Source organism: Maribacter arenosus, from assembly GCF_014610845.1.
GTDB lineage: Bacteria > Bacteroidota > Bacteroidia > Flavobacteriales > Flavobacteriaceae > Maribacter_A > Maribacter_A arenosus.
Window position 1 is genome coordinate 314,366 of the sequence record NZ_JABTCG010000004.1, and the last position, 16,988, is coordinate 331,353.

A 16,988-nucleotide genomic window follows, 5' to 3' on the forward strand; every position below is an offset into this window, starting at 1 on the left:
TAATCTTAAGAATATGAAAATCATAAATATAAAATATATAGCATTGCTGGTTGCCTTTATAGGATTTACAGCATGTAATGACCCAGAAGATGTTACACTGATCGAAGAAGAGGTGGTCGCAGAGTTACCTGCCTTATCATCTGGTTCGGCCGATTTTTCTAATTATGTAGCGATTGGTGCTTCTTTTACGGCAGGATATACCGATGGAGCATTATTTAAAGCTGCACAGGAAAATTCTTTTCCAAATATACTATCAAAACAATTCGCAAAAGTTGGAGGAGGAGCTTTTACACAACCTTTGATGAACGATAATTTTGGCGGACTTGCCGCCAACGGAGCCCGAATAGCAGAGCCAAGGCTTGTTTTTGGTGGTGCTGGTCCTGTGCCATTAGAATCTTTAATAGGCCCAGTAACGGTTACTACAGACTTAACGGCCAATCCGACAGGACCTTTTAACAATATGGGGATCCCTGGTGCAAAAAGTTTTCACCTTCTGGATCTTGGTATTCCTGGATCTGGATATGGGGATATCATGGGGTTAGGGGTTTATGCAAATCCTTATTTTATAAGAATGGCATCTAGTCCTTCGGCAAGTGTATTGGGAGATGTTATGGCACAAAATCCTAGTTTCTTTACTTTGTCTGAGATTGCAGGAAATGATGTGCTATCTTATGCGCTTTCAGGAGGAACTGGTGTAGATCAGACAGGTAATATTAATCCAGCTACGTATGGTATTAATGATATTACAGACCCTAATGTTTTTGCTCAAGCATTTAATGCTACGGTGACTACATTAACATCCAATGGAGCAAATGGAGTCATTGCAAATATCCCTTATATTACAGATTTACCTCATTTTACAACGGTACCCCATAATCCGTTAGATCCTTCTAACCCCGATTTTGGACCACAAATACCTTTGTTAAATTCAATATTTGGTGCATTAAATCAGATTTTTGCGCAAGTAGACCCTTCGCGTATTATTTTATTTTCTGAAACAGAAGCAAGTGCAGTTGTCATAAAAGATGAAAGTCTAGCGGATATTTCAGCAATAATTTCTGGAGGATTATTATCAAATCTTCCCGCATTTGAAGCCTTTATTGGGCAATTTAATTTGCCACCCCAGGCAGCTCCGGGTGTAGCAGGTTTATTGGGATTGGTTTATGGTCAAGCTAGGCAAGCTACCGAAGACGATTTATTTGTATTACCAAGTAGTAATGTAATCGGTGAGGTTAATACAGATACCTTTGCACAGTTATCGTCACCACCATTTTCATTACCACCGGCATTAGCAGGTCAATTTTCAGTTGAAGGGATTACACTTCCATTAGAAGATAAATGGGTACTTCTTCCTTCAGAACAACTTGAAATTAAAACAGCAACCGATGCTTTTAATAGTACAATTGCGGATGCTGCTACTACAAATGGTCTCGCTTTTGTTGATTTTAAATCGATATTGGAACAGGCATCAACAACTGGTATACCTACAGGGAATTATACATTAACTACGAATTTGGTAACTGGCGGATTAGTCAGCCTAGATGGTATTCATTTAACCGCAAGGGGATATGCTGTAATGGCAAATGAGTTTATGAAGGCGATAGATGCTACTTATGGTTCAAATTTTGAGGAATCCGGGAATTTCGTTGATGCTGGTAATTATCCAACAAATTTTTCACCAACATTACAGTAGTAGCTTTAAGGTAGTCTATAAAAAAAGAGCAATATATGATTGCTCTTTTTTATTTGTTCAAAATCATACCAAACTATTTTTAGTTTAACAGTAAAAACATATCTTTGCAGCCTTAAAAGTTAGAGATAAGACCTGTCGGTTTTTTAAATCCTTTGTGGTCTTAAGCCAAAAACATAAACACGTTACTAATGTCGAAAATTACAGGTAAAGTTTCCCAGATCATTGGGCCAGTTGTAGATGTTGAATTTCAATCTGAATCGGATCTTCCCAAGATTTATGATTCCCTGGAAATTAAAAGGGAAGATGGATCTATTTTGGTTTTGGAAGTTCAATCACATATTGGTGAGAACACGGTTAAAACTATTGCCATGGATTCTACTGATGGTTTGAGTAGGGGGGTAGAGGTGTTTGCCACCGGAAGTGCGATTCAAATGCCAGTTGGTGATGATATTTACGGACGTTTGTTTAATGTGATCGGTGATGCGATTGATGGCATTGGGAATTTGCCCAAAGCGGGTAAAAACGGATTGCCCATTCACCGTGATCCTCCAAAATTTGAAGATCTTTCTACCTCTACCGAAGTACTTTTTACGGGTATCAAGGTTATTGATTTGATAGAGCCTTATGCTAAAGGAGGTAAGATCGGGTTATTCGGTGGTGCAGGTGTTGGTAAAACAGTACTGATCCAGGAATTGATCAACAATATTGCCAAAGGCCATGGTGGACTTTCAGTTTTCGCAGGGGTTGGGGAACGTACCCGTGAAGGGAACGACCTGCTTCGTGAAATGTTGGAATCCGGTATTATAAAATATGGCGATGACTTTTTGCATTCTATGGAAGCAGGTGGATGGGATTTAACAAAGGTCGATAAAAAGGCAATGAAGAAATCCAAGGCGACCTTTGTTTTCGGACAAATGAACGAACCTCCCGGAGCCCGTGCACGTGTGGCACTTTCTGGATTGACCATTGCAGAGTATTTCCGCGATGGATCAGGTGAAGGTCAAGGAAAAGACGTTTTGTTCTTTGTGGATAATATTTTCCGTTTTACTCAAGCAGGTTCCGAAGTTTCGGCATTATTGGGCCGTATGCCTTCTGCGGTGGGGTACCAACCTACCTTGGCAACAGAAATGGGTGCCATGCAAGAACGTATTACTTCGACCAAAAGAGGTTCCATTACTTCGGTACAGGCGGTTTACGTGCCTGCGGATGATTTAACGGATCCGGCACCGGCAACTACATTTGCCCACTTGGATGCTACGACCGTACTTTCACGTAAGATTGCAGAGTTGGGTATTTATCCTGCTGTGGATCCATTAGATTCCACGTCAAGGATTTTAACTCCTGAGATTTTGGGTAAAGACCATTATGCTTGTGCCCAAAGGGTAAAAGAGTTATTACAACACTATAAAGAATTGCAAGACATCATCGCTATTTTAGGGATGGAAGAATTATCCGAAGAGGATAAATTGGCAGTTGGTAGGGCTAGGCGTGTACAGCGTTTTCTTTCACAACCATTCCATGTAGCGGAACAATTTACTGGTATCCCAGGGGTATTGGTAGATATTAAGGAAACCATGAAAGGATTTAACATGATTATGGATGGTGAATTAGATCACTTGCCAGAATCTGCGTTTAACCTTAAAGGTACTATAGAAGAGGCAATCGAAGCTGGGGAAAAAATGTTGGCAGAAGCATAATTAGATATTGGTTTAAAGTTGATGGTTGCTTGTAATTATACCATCAACGAAGAACTAGCAACGAACAATTAAAGAATATGTATTTAGAAATAGTATCGCCGGAAGCGACCTTGTTTGCCGGAGAGGTAAATTCGGTTACAGTTCCAGGAATTAATGGGGAGTTTCAGATGCTAAATGATCACGCACCCATCGTTTCATTGCTTCAAAAAGGAAAGGTTATCGTAGATGGTGATATTACCATAGAAGAGGAGTACGAAAATAAATTCACAAAAAATGCCAAGGGCAAGACGGTTTTATCCATAATCAGTGGTACCGTAGAAATGAAGGATAACAAAATCATCGTTTTGGCAGATTAAATATCATAAGTAATACTGTAAAAGCCATACGAATAGTATGGCTTTTTTTATTCCTGGTATTTTTATTGATATGCAGGTTAGTTCAAGGACAATACAGATTCTGGGTGTTTGTAATTTTTATTGGATTACTTCCAAGTAACCGGAAATAGAAATATATACCTCCTTCAAGTTGGCCAGGGAATCTTAGGTTTTGAATCGAATTCGATACCTTTGATAGTTCAAATATTCCAAATGGGGTTTATAGGCAAACGATACTACGATTATAATTCATTTATAAAGTCGCATTTTGGGGAACGTGTACAAAAAATATCCTTGGATGTCGGTTTTTCTTGCCCTAATCGGGATGGATCTAAAGGATTTGGGGGTTGTACCTATTGCAATAATAACACCTTCAACCCGGAGTATTGCAAACCCAGGAAAAGCATTCGGTGGCAATTGGAACAGGGTATGCAATTTTTTGCCAAAAGGGGGAAGAACAATAAATATCTTGCCTATTTTCAAGCGTACACCAACACCTATTCCGATTCTGAATCCCTGAAGGAACTATATCTGGAAGCATTAAGGGTTCCAAACGTGGTTGGTTTGGTCATTGGCACGCGTCCGGACTGTATCTCTGACGAAATTATTGACTTTTTGGAATTACTTTCCAAGAAGTATTTCATTTCTCTTGATTTTGGTGTTGAAAGCACCAATGAAGCCACTCTACTCACTGTGAATCGATGCCATACGTATAGTGATACCGTAAATGCCTATCAAAAATGTATGAATAAAGGCTTTCATTTGGGGGCACATATTATTATCGGATTGCCCGGTGAAACCAGGGAAGAAGGTCTGCTACATGCCATAGAACTCTCGAAACTCCCTATAAATACCTTGAAGATCCATCACCTCCAGATCGTCAAAAATTCCGTAATGGCAGTACAATACAAGCGAAACCCCGAAATTTTCAACCTTTTTGCCTTAGAGGAATACGTCGATTTTATTACCGATTTCATTGGATATCTAAGACATGATATCAGTATTGAGCGGTTTATTAGTGAAGCTCCGAAGGACCTACTTATTGCCCCGAAATGGGGTGGAGTAAGAAAACAGGAAATCTTGGATAAGATCGATAAAATGCTTATCAAAAAAAATTCTTGGCAAGGAAAGTTCTATATTCAAAATTTGGAATCTTCAGGCAGGGAAATTCTTCATTGAAGAGTATTCGAGCAATGGGAAATGGTAATGTGAGAAAAGTGGCTAAAAAAATACAGGATAATGGTTTGGGGGTTTACCCCCATATCGTAACCTAGGGTACCAAAAGAGGAAAAGCGTCTTCGATTTTGCCTGCATGGTTTTAGAAGTATTGAAAAGCGAGATATAAGTCTATGAAAGAAAAGTTCTTTATCGTGGCATCTTTTGAATTTGCAGCTGATGTCCAGATCTTGAAAGGTAAGCTTGAGTCTGAAGGTATACCCGTGTTCTTACGGGATGAAAATACTTTGAATTCGGATCCATTGATCAGTCATGCGATTGGAGGGGTCAAATTGCAAGTATATACCAAGGACAAGGAAAGGGCTCTCGAAATATATAATGAGGTTAGGGCCTATGCGATCGATAATAAAGGAAATCCCGTTGTTTGCCCAAACTGTAAAGCACAAAAATCAGAAGCCTATTACGACCGAAAAACAATTTTTTATAAACTCTTTCCATTTTTTGAGGAGAAAAAATACAAATGTTTAAATTGTGGAATAATTACTAAACCAGATCAAAATGTATAGGTTTTTTGTTACAGGGATTTCGACCGGAGTCGGTAAAACAATGGTCTCGGCCATTATTGCGGAGGCATTGGAGGCCGATTACTGGAAACCGGTACAAGCGGGTGATTTAGATAATACCGATAGTCATAAGGTTGCCCGCTTGATTTCGAACGGCAACTCGAAAATACATCCATGTAATTTTGAACTCAAAACCCCGATGAGTCCACATGCTGCTGCGGAAATAGACGGAATAAGGATTGATGTTAATGACATTTTTGAACCGGAAACCACGAACCATTTAGTCATAGAAGGAGCAGGAGGACTTCTTGTTCCCTTGAACGATACCGATACGGTCCTGGACTTAATATTGCCGAATTATAAAGTGATCGTTGTTTCGCGACATTACTTAGGAAGTATAAACCATACCCTATTGACGGTTAACTGGCTTCAACTTAAAGGGTATGATGTGTCATTGATATTTAGTGGGGATGAAAACCCTTCCACGGAAAGCATCATACTTAAAAAGACGGGCGTGCAATCGTTGGGAAGGATCAAGGAAGAACCAAGTTTTGATCCATCGGTCATAAAAAAGTATGCGGATCAGTTCCGATTAACGTTACAATCACTCTAACCGTTGTAATATTTCCGCTTTTTCAACGGTTGCCTGTACATGGTAATGCTCCGCTAAATAGGCGTTGATATATTCGTTTTCCTCTACTTCTTTTTTATCAAAGATCCGACGGTTCTTACGGATCACTACAGTTTTAGGTTGAATGGTTTCCATGATGTATCGAAGTTCTTCCATAGCCGTTTTACGAGGATTGTCATAGAATGGAAATAATTCATCACGACAAATATTACTGGGATGGGTTGCCGCTTTAGTCGGGGGCTTGGTATCCAAGACCCAATACCCTATATGATATCCAAAAAACAGGATATTTTCAGTATCCAACTCATTTTCTTGAATATAGTTTGGAACAGAAATACCCTCGCCATTGAAGAAAGTTCCACGTTCTATCTTGTTCTCGAGGATATTGATGTACTCGAGATAAGATTCCATGGGAATCAATAATATCAAAAGAAGGAAATAGGGTTTCCATTGTAGATTTTTTAAAAATTGAAGCTTACTTATTACGATGACCACCAAAATCAAAAGCAGCGGGTGTAGTTGTATCAAGTAATGCCCATTGATCCTTCCTCCTTTGTAAAATGCGTACATTACCCCTAAAATAGCTACCGATAAATATAGGATTGGGACCTTTTTAAAATCCAAGAGTTTCTTTTTATAGGTCAGGATCAAAAAGTCGACCACAACAATATATAAAGGGGCCAACTCATACCACATGTATCTTCGAGCGCCAATGTATGCTAGGGGAGCCCGAAAAACCGATTTATACCACAATTCCGTATTTCCTTGTAAATAATAGGGCAAGAGCGTCAGTATAATGATGAGTAGAATACCCAGTCCAAACAAGGAAGTATGAAATAAAGCTTTGGCCCATTTTCGGTTCCTCATCTCGGTATAGGATAGAAAGATGCTCAAAAACACTAGGGTATAGGCCATGTTTATTTTGGTCATCACCGCCATTCCCATCAACAACCCGGATAGAAAAAGATAATTTGGTTTTTTCGACTTTAGTAAGAGGTATAATCCTGGCATAAAAAAGGCCATACAAATATGTTCGGACATTACCCCTTGTAAACTACCGAAAAGCGAGAGCATTATAACCGTTGAAATCGCTGCCCAAAAACCTATCTTCTTTGAATGGGCCTCTTGGCCGATCTTATATGCAAAAAATGCGGTTAATGCGACCATTAGGGCCCCGAATACCCGGATCGCAACAAAACTTTTTCCGAATACGTAAATAATTCCACCAAAAATAAGGAAAGTTAGGGGTGGTTTTAAATCCCAAAGTTCAGTATAAGGTAAATGACCCTCGACCCAGGATTGTCCCATCAGTATAAATGTACTTTCATCGCGATCAATATAATCCCTAAAGAAAAATGGGAGGCGTATAATGAAAGAAAGACAGAAAATCAGAAGAATTACCATCCTATCCTTCAGGTCGTTATAGTTCTTGAAAATCGAATTTATAAGGGTATAGGACATGTATTTTACTGGGATTAATTCCCATCTTCGCAAGATATATAAAATGCGGATGTATTGAATTCAATGGCCATAAAAAAAACTTTCCGAACGCGATAGAAAACACTAGGCAAGACACCTTCATTATCATAGTGCCAGATTTCTATATTCTAGAGAAACAGCATTCGCAAAAAGAAGATTAGAAGCAGATGGTATCGAAGTTTATTACGAAATTATCCGACAATAGTCATTGTTCCTTTAGTCAGCCAAGCCATTAGAGGCGTTAAATAAAAAGTACTTACTAAAGACGAAGAAAAAGATGGAGCAATTTTAAAATCAAGTAAAGCATATTCTACAGACGATGAAGGAAATCCTATTGTTTGTCCTAATGATAAAAATGAATATATTGAGATGTACGCAACTTTAATCATTTTAAATTCTTAATGCCAATTCTTATTGGTCTCATTTTATTTACATTGTGCTTTTAGCGCAGGTTAACAATACAAATGTGAAGATTGCAAAACTGAATTTCCTATTAAAGATTAATGACCTTATAATAAGCACTTTTCAACTTTTTGATTACAATTTCGATTTCTTCTTCATTTAAATGCCCAAAACCAAAACGAATAGCACAGGTATTTTTATCTTGATATAAAATAGTTTTTGGTAGGAATAAATCTAATTTTCCGGCTTCCTCAGCAAGTTTCACTAATGATATTGTTTCTGCAAATTGCAGCCATATTGCTAAACCACCTAAGGGCCTTTCCCAAGTTGTAATACCTTCAAAATAATAGTTCAAAAAATGGCACAAACTATCGCGACGCTTTTTGTAAGTAACTATATTTTTTTTCTTAAGTCTATAAATTTCACCTTCAGAAATAAGTTCGGAAAGCATTTGTTCTTGTATTAAATCGCCTTGTTTATCAAGTAATTGCAAGTAGTTCTTAGCTTCAGAAATCAGGTTTTCCGGTGCTACTACAAAGCCCGTGTGAAAACTTGGAAATAGCGACTGTCCTAACTTGCCCAAATAAATAACCATTCCATTGGCATCTGCACTCGCCATAGGTAACATTGCAGATCCTTCAAACTGAAAATCGTAATCGTAATCATCTTCTATAATAGCAAATCCATGCGTTTTTGCTAATTGCAATAATTGTAATCGTCGTTTTGCGCTCAACGTTACAGTTGTGGGGTAATCCCTATTGGCACAAACATACACACAGCGTATACTTCCTTTAACAAAATGCTTTTTTATATATTCAACATTTAGGCCTTCACTATCTGTGGGAATCGTTCGAATGGTTGCACCTGCTTGTTGAAAAATCATGTTAGCAGCATAATTGCTCAACTGCCCGACCAACACCAAATCATCTTGTTTAATCAATAATTGTGAGACTATGTACAGACTCATTTCCGTACTACGTGTATTTACTAAATTATTTGGTTTTATATGAAATCCTCGTGTTGCGTTTAGATAATTACAAAGTTGTGTGCTAAAAATCGAAGGAATCAACGCACTTGTTCTATTCCATTTATTAATTAATGGTTTTCGTTTCATGGCTGCACTATACCATCTAGAAAATTGATGTACGGGATGTAAACGTAAATCTGGTTTACCATCGTTTAGCGTATATTTTAAAGAAGTTTCTTCTGATGTTGAAGCCAAATGAAATGACTGTTGAAAAGGAAAACCAGCCACTTTTGGATACGTATAAGCCTGCTGAATATGGTGGGCTGTTGCTTTGATTTTTACAGTGGATTCCTCTGGCACCAAAACAAAAGTCCCTTTATTGGCTATTATATCTACCCAGCCTTGTGAAACCAATTCTTCATAAATAGCAACCGCTGTATTGCGATGAATATTTAACAACTGACTTAATACACGTGTACCGGGTAACTTACTGCCTTTTTCTAAATAACCACGTTGTATCGCATTTATTACTTGTTGTGCTACTTGAATATAAACAGGTTGCACATTCGTTTTGTCGAATGTGACCAGTTGTTTTAGTATATCACTAACCGGACTATTCATTGTTTTAAAACTGGACTAGTTTACTCGTCCGGAAAGTTACGACTTTTGCAGAGTAAAATTAAATGATGCCATAACAACCATAGCAAAACTCACATAGATGAAACATATAGGCTTACTATTTACATTTTTGTTAATTAGCGCATTTCGATTACATGCTCAACAAGAAGAACCTATGATAAAAATCGATTCTTTAAGTGAAGTTGTAGTTACTTCAAATCGAATTGATCTGCCCTTTAAAGAAAATTCTAGAACTATAAATATTGTTACAGCAACTGATATTAAAAATAGTTCTGCCGTTACCATTGCAGATTTATTACAGCAAGTTGCTGGTGTAGACATTAGAAGACGTGGCACTGGCGGAAGTCAGGCTGATTTATTTATTAGAGGAGGTGGTTTTGACCAAACCCTTTTGTTAATTGATGGTATTAAGATGGACGATGCACAAACAGGCCATCACATCATGAATGCGGCATTACCACTTGAAGTTATTGAGCGTATTGAAATCATAAAAGGTCCTGCAGCTAGAGTTTTTGGGCAAAATGCATTTAGTGGTGCAATTAATATTGTCACTAAATCCAATTTAAGTAATTCCGTTTCTGCAAATCTTGAAGCTGGTTCTTTTGGTCAGCTTAATGGTTCCCTAACTGTTGGGTCTGAATTAGGGAATTCAACACATATTTTCCATGCTGGAAAAATGACTTCTGAAGGTTATAGAAATAATTCAGATTATAACAATTCGAACTTTTTTCTAAAAAGCATATTCAATAAAAAAGACCAACCTATTGAGATGATTGCAACGTTCTTAGAACGCAAATTCGGAGCTCAAAATTTTTACACGCCAAGTAGTTGGGGTTTTAATGAATATGAAGAAACTCAAAATAGTTTAGTTGCATTTACAACCACTTTTAAGTCTGAAAAACTAAAAATTCGACCGCGTGTGTATTGGAAACGGAATCAAGATATGTTTTTACTACAACGGGATGACCCTAACTTTTTTAGAAATTTTCATATTACAGATAAACTTGGAGCCGAAGCTAATGCGGCTTACACCTCTAAATTAGGTATTACAGGATTTGGAATCGACTTGTCTAAAGTGTATTTACGAAGTAATAATTTAGGCCATCGTAATCGTTTTATGACAACCTTGTTTTTAGAACATAGATTTCAATTTGCTGACGATCGTTTAGATATTACACCTGGAGTTGCTATGACCTATTTTTCGGATTTTAAATTTAATGCTTTTCCTGGTTTGGATATTGGATTTGATATGGCCAACAACCTAAAAGCTTATGGAAACATTGGCTTTACTTACAGAATTCCGACCTATACTGATTTATATTATAACGGAGGTGGAAGTGCGGGAAATCCGGATTTGGAACCTGAAGAAGCTTTTGCACAAGAATTGGGAATTAAGTATATCAGTCCTAAAATTGGAGCAAGTATTTCAGTTTTTAATAGAGATGCCACAAATCTTATTGATTATATCAGACCAAATACAGAGGTAGAAACCTTTACCGCAACCAACATCGCCGAGGTTAATACGAAAGGATTGGAAATTGATGTCGCCTATAATTTCAAACTGGATGACTTCAACCAAAGCTTAGCAATCGGTTATGCTTTTTTAGATGATAATATTTTAGACCAAAACGAAGAATTATCGCGTTACTCCCTAAACACATTGAAACATCATTTTACAACTCGATTCAGTACCCAATTATTGAAAAACGTGCGTCAAAATATCGTTTATAAATATGCGGAACGCACCACAGGACAAACTTATAACGTTTGGGATGCCTCTATTGTAATGACATTGAAACAAGTTGAATTATCAATTATGGCAAGTAATATTTTTGATGCTGAATATATTGAGTCTGGTTTTACTCCAATGCCGCCAAGTAATGTGTTATTTGGATTGCGTTATAGTTTTAAATAGCAATCATAATTTAGATACTTCTTAAGATCATTATCAAGATGTGATTTCTCAAAGGGATTTTGAAGCCCCATTTTAATAGATTTCATACATTTGTGGGATAATTCAACCCAATTAGACTTGAACTTAAGTGAAATTCCTCGGGTAAAAACACTTACCAAGGAGCAATTTATCAAGGATTATTTTAAGCCTCAGAGGCCTGTTGTTATTGAACGGTTTATTGAGGAATGGCCTGCCTATTCCAAATGGAACTTAGAGTATATGCGTAAGGTTGCAGGGGAAAAGGTAGTGCCTTTGTACGATGACCGTCCCGTGCATCACAAGGATGGGTTTAATGAGCCCCATGCCAAGATGAAGATGGCCGATTATATCGACCTGCTTCAAAAAGAGCCCACTAAATTCCGTATTTTCCTGTGGAACATATTAAAGGAAGTGCCCGAACTGCAAAAGGACTTTACCTATCCCGATTTTGGATTACGGTTGATGAAAACCCTACCCATGCTTTTCTTTGGGGGTCGTGATTCATATACTTTTATGCATTTCGATATTGACTTGGCCAATATATTCCATTTTCATTTTGAGGGTAAGAAGGAATGTATCCTATTCCCGCAAACGGAGAGCAAACATCTTTATAAGGTTCCCCACTCCTTGATTACCCATGAAAGTATCGATTTTACGAATCCTGATTTCGAAAAATGGCCGGCCTTAAAGCAGGCTAAGGGCTATAAGACCCATTTGAATCATGGGGAGGTTTTGTATATACCAGAGGGGTATTGGCATTATATGCGATATGTGACCCCGGGGTTTTCAATGAGTTTGCGCTCTATCGCTAAAAACCCTAAAAACCTATTCTCCGCTTTTTACAATGTAATTGTGATGCGTAATTACGATGGGTTAATGCGCAAATTGCAGGGGCAAAAATGGATTGATTGGAAGAATGATCAAGCTGTTCAACGAACAAATAGAATTATGCATAGTACAATCAAATAAGATTGGATATATTTGCCCCCTCAAAAATTGTATACTAAATAAATAGATAATTAAATGAAAAAAGTATTAGTTGCCTTAACAATGCTTCTAGGAGTTTCCCTTGTAAATGCCCAAGCCTTTGAAGGGAAGGATGACACTAAATTTCAAATCGGAGCCAATTTTCAAGAAAACGGTACCGGAATCGTCGTTACGTATGATTACGGAATGGGAGAGAATTTCTCAATAGGCGCAGCATCTTCATATCTTCTGGGAGTTGAGGAGTCTATTGATGCTGATTTTGGCAATAGATTTGATCTTAAAGTACGGTTTAATGCAAACCTAGGAAGCGTAATGCAAATGCCAAGTAACGTTGATGTTTATCCTGGTTTAAACTTAGGTTTAAAGAATTTTGGAGGTCACTTGGGTACCCGTTATTTCTTTAGTGATGGTTTTGGTTTGTTTGCAGAAGCGTCAGTACCTTTTGCGAAATATAAATCAGATGATTTAACTTTAGCAGAAGAATTACACAATCAATTTGTCTTTAGCATAGGGGCTACTTTTAACTTATAATAAGGTTCTAAATAGTAGAAAAGGACGATTGTCTAGGCAGTCGTCCTTTTATTATTTAATCAATTCGGTGATCTTGTCATATACCAAATGGCTCTCCCAACCACGATAGAGTAGATAATCGGCCAGTTTACGTCTTCGTTTTTGAATGTCGGTGTCCTTTATGGAATCCAATCTTTTTTTGGCAAGGTTATCCAAGGTTTCCAAATATATGTGGTCATCGATTTCCGCTAACGCGGATTTTATATTATAGCTGGAAATGTGCCGTTGTCTCAACTCATTCACGATCCTGTTTCTGCCCCATTTTTTTATATTGAATTTACCACGTGCAAAACTTTGGGCAAAGCGTTCCTCGTTCAAATAATTTTCTTGGATCAAATGACCCACAATTTGATCTATGGCTTCTGGAATCATTCGCATTTGCTTCAATTTGGCAATCACATCCTTATGGCAACGTTCCTGATAGGCACAATAACCTTCCAGTTTTTTGGTGGCTTCTGTGATTGTATGATTCGTAGAGTAATCCATCATATAAAAATAATCAATAAACAAAAAAGGCGACTCCGTTTCCGAAGACGCCTTTGAATTTTAATTTCCCCTTTTATTAAAACGATAATGGAAGTGGGTGTACTAATATATCGTTTTACCGTCCTTGTCTTTAAAACGGTATTCTAGATATGTGTATGCATCCCTTGGTTGTATCTTTATCCATTTCTTATGCTCCAAAAACCATTTGGAACGCATAGATGGAAAACCTTTGGTAAGGTAGGCCGCAATAAAGGGATGTATGTTCAACGTGATCTTACTATCCTTTTTAGGGCCTTTTACAAGTTTTTCAAGGTCTGAATTTATTTTGTCTATCAAAACAATCGGAGCTTCTATTTCTTGACCCACACGATTTGGGTCCACTTCTGTTGTTTTAATATTCATTTCGGGTCGTACCCGTTGTCTGGTAATCTGTACAAGACCAAATTTACTCGGGGGCAAAATCTTATGTTTGGCCCGATCATCTTTCATTTCATCGCGAAGATGATCAAAAAGCTTTCTTCTGTGGGGGGCTTTTACCATATCGATAAAATCGATAACGATAATTCCTCCCATATCACGAAGGCGTAACTGCCTTGCTATTTCCGAAGCTGCCAACATATTGACCTCCAAAGCCGTATCTTCTTGATTTTTGGCTTTGTTGGAACGGTTGCCACTGTTCACATCTATGACGTGCAATGCCTCCGTATGTTCTATGATCAAGTATGCTCCTTTACTCATTGTAGCCGTACGGCCGAAAGAAGTTTTGATTTGCCTTTCAATCCCAAATTTTTCAAATATTGGGACAGAAGTATTACTGTATAGTTTGACTATAGATTCCTTGCCCGGAGCGATTTCTTGCACATAATCCTTGATCTGGGTATAAAGCGTTGGATCATCAACATGTATTCCAGTAAAGGAATCGTTGAATACATCCCTTAAAATACTTGAAGCCCTCTTGAGCTCTACTAATACTTTTGAGGGTGTAGGAGCTTTATACAATTTCTTACACATTGCTGACCACTTGTTCAGCAAGTTTTCTAGATCTTTATCTAACTCGGCGACTTTTTTGCCTTCGGCGACTGTCCGGATGATAACACCAAATCCTTTTGGTTTAATGCTCTTTACAAGTCTTTTTAACCTGTCCTTCTCTTCCTTGCTACCGATCTTCTGAGAGACCGATACGCGTTCTGAAAATGGCACCATGACCAAATATCGTCCGGCCAATGAAAGCTCAGAACTGATTCGTGGTCCTTTGGTGGAAATAGGTTCCTTAACAATCTGTACTAATAAGGATTGATTCGATTTTATGACATCATTGATGCTGCCATGTTTATCAATATCTTTTTCCAATGGGAAGTTTTTCAAGGAATAATCCTTGAGCCTTCCGGTACTCACTTGTTTTATGAATTTCAACATCGAAGACAATTGTGGCCCTAGATCATGGTAATGCAGAAAAGCATCTTTTTCATAACCTACATTTACAAAGGCTGCATTTAGACCGGTTACAGGTTTTCTGACCTTGGCCAAAAATACATCTCCAACAGAAAAATCGTTGTTGTCTTCCTCTTTGTGTAATTCAGTGAGTTTTCCTTCTTTTAGTAAGGCAAAATCGACGGCGTTAGAACTAGATCGTACGATTAATTCTCTATTCACCTGATTTTATTTATATCTGTTCCCCCTATAGATTTGAGGAGTGAACAAATAGATTAAACAATAGTTATTACAGGTTTTATAAACCCGTCGAAATTCTTTTTTCGAATTTCTATGTCAATGAACGTATTAAACGAAAAAGTAGTTGAATACAACTACTTTTTCTTGTGTCGGTTAGCTCTTCTACGCTTCTTGCGCTTATGGGTAGCTACCTTATGTCTTTTTCTTTTCTTACCACTCGGCATAAAGTTCTTATTTAAAGATTATTATATTATTTTACTTGAACGTTGCTTTTCACCCCTTCTACAAAAACCTTGGCTGGCTTGAATGCCGGGATATTATGCGCCGGAATTTTAATAGTGGTATTTTTAGAAATGTTTCTGCCAGTTTTTTCCGCCCTGGTCTTTATGATAAAACTACCAAATCCTCTTAGGTAAACATTGTCACCACTCTCCAAAGAGGTCTTTACCTCTTCCATAAAGGATTCAACAGTTGCTTGCACATCTCCTTTTTCAATTCCCAGTTTGTCTGAGATTTTCGATACAATTTCCGCTTTCGTCATCTTATGTATTAAATTTTCTATATGTTTTTTTCGGCTTGCAAATATATAAATTAAATTCATTCTTTTTGTCCTAATGAACTAATTTTAAGTATATAAACACCTACTTTTATTATATAGTATTCATACGCATGACTTTTTCCCACAAAATTCTTCATTGGTATACGAAAAATAAACGGATCTTACCTTGGAGGGAAACCAAGGATCCTTATAAGGTCTGGCTATCTGAAATTATTCTACAACAGACTAGGGTGTCGCAAGGTTTGCCCTATTATTTGAAGTTTACGGATCGGTTTCCCACAGTTAGCGATTTAGCGAATGCCTCCGAAGATGAAGTATTGAAATTATGGCAAGGATTGGGTTATTACTCAAGAGCCAGGAACTTACACGAAACCGCTAAAATGGTTGTTAATGAATACGATGGCGAATTTCCCAAGACCTATAAGGGGCTTTTAAAATTAAAAGGTGTTGGCGACTATACGGCCAGTGCAATTGCCTCAATAAGTTATAATATTCCCGAACCCGTGGTCGATGGGAATGTTTATAGGGTGCTTTCACGTTTTTATGGCGTGAAATTGCCCATAAACAGCACGCAAGGGATTCGATATTTCAAACAGTTGGCACGGGAGGTCATGAATTCAGGGCATATAAGGGATTACAATCAGGCTATCATGGAATTTGGCGCCATTCAATGTACCCCAAAAAACCCGGATTGCCAGGGTTGTCCCTTGAACGAAGGATGCATAGCGCTTCAAAAAAACGAGATTAACGAACTCCCTGTTAAAAATAAAAAGGCCAAAATAAAGAACCGATATTTTAATTATCTGGTCATCCTTGATCCCGATGACAAAACCCTGTTACAACAGCGAAAAGGAAGGGGTATTTGGCAAAATCTTTGGGAATTTCCTTTATTGGAAACGAAGGATATCATCGAGAGGGATGAATTGGAACGAAGATATGATGAGGTCATAGACCTCCCAGATAGTCCAGAAGTATATCAATTTAACCATGATGCTATTGTACATAAGCTATCGCACCAGCATCTTTACACTAAGTTTTGGGTAGTGAAAACCAATGCCCCCTTAAAAAATGGGATTGATTTCAGAACATTGGTAGATTTTCCTGTTCCGGTTTTAATAGCAGATTTTATTAAAACATTTAAAATTTAGTACTTTTGGGCCT

Annotated in this window: 15 protein-coding genes; 10 read left to right on the plus strand and 5 right to left on the minus strand. The window is 37.7% G+C overall.

Annotated features, from left to right (window positions below):
• The first annotated feature begins 13 nt into the window (after positions 1-13).
• The 6 genes from HPE63_RS12305 (at position 14) to bioD (ending at position 6,116) form a co-directional block, all read left to right on the plus strand.
• Entirely contained in the window at positions 14-1,693 is a 1,680-nt protein-coding gene (locus tag HPE63_RS12305; protein WP_188314573.1) for an SGNH/GDSL hydrolase family protein, read from the plus strand.
• Positions 1,694-1,881: 188 nt separating this feature from the next.
• Complete coding sequence (gene atpD / locus HPE63_RS12310) at positions 1,882-3,390, plus strand: F0F1 ATP synthase subunit beta (RefSeq protein WP_188314574.1); 1,509 nt, start codon at positions 1,882-1,884, stop codon at positions 3,388-3,390.
• Between the two features lie 77 nt (positions 3,391-3,467).
• Entirely contained in the window at positions 3,468-3,746 is a 279-nt protein-coding gene (locus tag HPE63_RS12315; protein WP_188314575.1) for a FoF1 ATP synthase subunit delta/epsilon, read from the plus strand.
• Positions 3,747-3,977: 231 nt separating this feature from the next.
• A complete protein-coding gene (locus HPE63_RS12320; RefSeq protein ID WP_188314576.1) occupies positions 3,978-4,943 on the plus strand; it encodes a TIGR01212 family radical SAM protein in 966 nt (321 codons plus the stop codon).
• A 170-nt stretch (positions 4,944-5,113) separates the two neighbouring features.
• Positions 5,114-5,506, plus strand: coding sequence for a putative signal transducing protein (locus HPE63_RS12325; RefSeq protein ID WP_188314577.1), 393 nt, complete (start codon positions 5,114-5,116; stop codon positions 5,504-5,506).
• Positions 5,499-6,116: a dethiobiotin synthase gene (gene bioD / locus HPE63_RS12330; protein ID WP_188314578.1), complete on the plus strand. Its 618-nt coding sequence runs from the start codon at positions 5,499-5,501 to the stop codon at positions 6,114-6,116. The genes HPE63_RS12325 and bioD overlap by 8 nt, the downstream gene beginning before the upstream one ends.
• On the opposite strand, the gene HPE63_RS12335 is transcribed toward bioD, so the two are convergent.
• Together HPE63_RS12335 and HPE63_RS12340 are read right to left on the minus strand one after the other, a co-directional pair.
• On the minus strand, positions 6,108-7,595 hold the full coding sequence (locus HPE63_RS12335; protein WP_188314579.1) for an ArnT family glycosyltransferase: 1,488 nt from the start codon (positions 7,593-7,595) through the stop codon (positions 6,108-6,110). The two genes, bioD and HPE63_RS12335, sit on opposite strands and share 9 nt — an antisense overlap.
• A gap of 511 nt (positions 7,596-8,106) precedes the next feature.
• On the minus strand, positions 8,107-9,603 hold the full coding sequence (locus HPE63_RS12340) for an aminotransferase-like domain-containing protein (protein WP_188314580.1): 1,497 nt from the start codon (positions 9,601-9,603) through the stop codon (positions 8,107-8,109).
• 97 nt (positions 9,604-9,700) lie between these two features.
• On the opposite strand from HPE63_RS12340, the gene HPE63_RS12345 reads away from it, so the two are divergent.
• The 3 genes from HPE63_RS12345 (at position 9,701) to HPE63_RS12355 (ending at position 13,072) form a co-directional block, all read left to right on the plus strand.
• Positions 9,701-11,536, plus strand: coding sequence for a TonB-dependent receptor plug domain-containing protein (locus HPE63_RS12345; RefSeq protein WP_188314581.1), 1,836 nt, complete (start codon positions 9,701-9,703; stop codon positions 11,534-11,536).
• Between the two features lie 117 nt (positions 11,537-11,653).
• Positions 11,654-12,523, plus strand: a complete 870-nt coding sequence (locus tag HPE63_RS12350) for a cupin-like domain-containing protein (RefSeq protein WP_188314582.1) — start codon at positions 11,654-11,656, stop codon at positions 12,521-12,523.
• 54 nt (positions 12,524-12,577) lie between these two features.
• Positions 12,578-13,072, plus strand: coding sequence for a DUF6646 family protein (locus HPE63_RS12355; protein ID WP_188314583.1), 495 nt, complete (start codon positions 12,578-12,580; stop codon positions 13,070-13,072).
• Between the two features lie 51 nt (positions 13,073-13,123).
• On the opposite strand, the gene HPE63_RS12360 is transcribed toward HPE63_RS12355, so the two are convergent.
• From HPE63_RS12360 to HPE63_RS12370, 3 genes are all read right to left on the minus strand, one after another.
• Positions 13,124-13,597: a regulatory protein RecX gene (locus HPE63_RS12360; protein WP_188314845.1), complete on the minus strand. Its 474-nt coding sequence runs from the start codon at positions 13,595-13,597 to the stop codon at positions 13,124-13,126.
• Between the two features lie 102 nt (positions 13,598-13,699).
• On the minus strand, positions 13,700-15,250 hold the full coding sequence (locus tag HPE63_RS12365; RefSeq protein ID WP_188314584.1) for an Rne/Rng family ribonuclease: 1,551 nt from the start codon (positions 15,248-15,250) through the stop codon (positions 13,700-13,702).
• A 268-nt stretch (positions 15,251-15,518) separates the two neighbouring features.
• On the minus strand, positions 15,519-15,809 hold the full coding sequence (locus HPE63_RS12370) for an HU family DNA-binding protein (protein ID WP_013306152.1): 291 nt from the start codon (positions 15,807-15,809) through the stop codon (positions 15,519-15,521).
• Between the two features lie 128 nt (positions 15,810-15,937).
• Here HPE63_RS12370 and mutY point away from each other — a divergent pair, with 128 nt between their 5' ends.
• Positions 15,938-16,975, plus strand: coding sequence for an A/G-specific adenine glycosylase (mutY, locus tag HPE63_RS12375; RefSeq protein WP_188314585.1), 1,038 nt, complete (start codon positions 15,938-15,940; stop codon positions 16,973-16,975).
• The last annotated feature ends 13 nt before the right edge of the window (positions 16,976-16,988 follow it).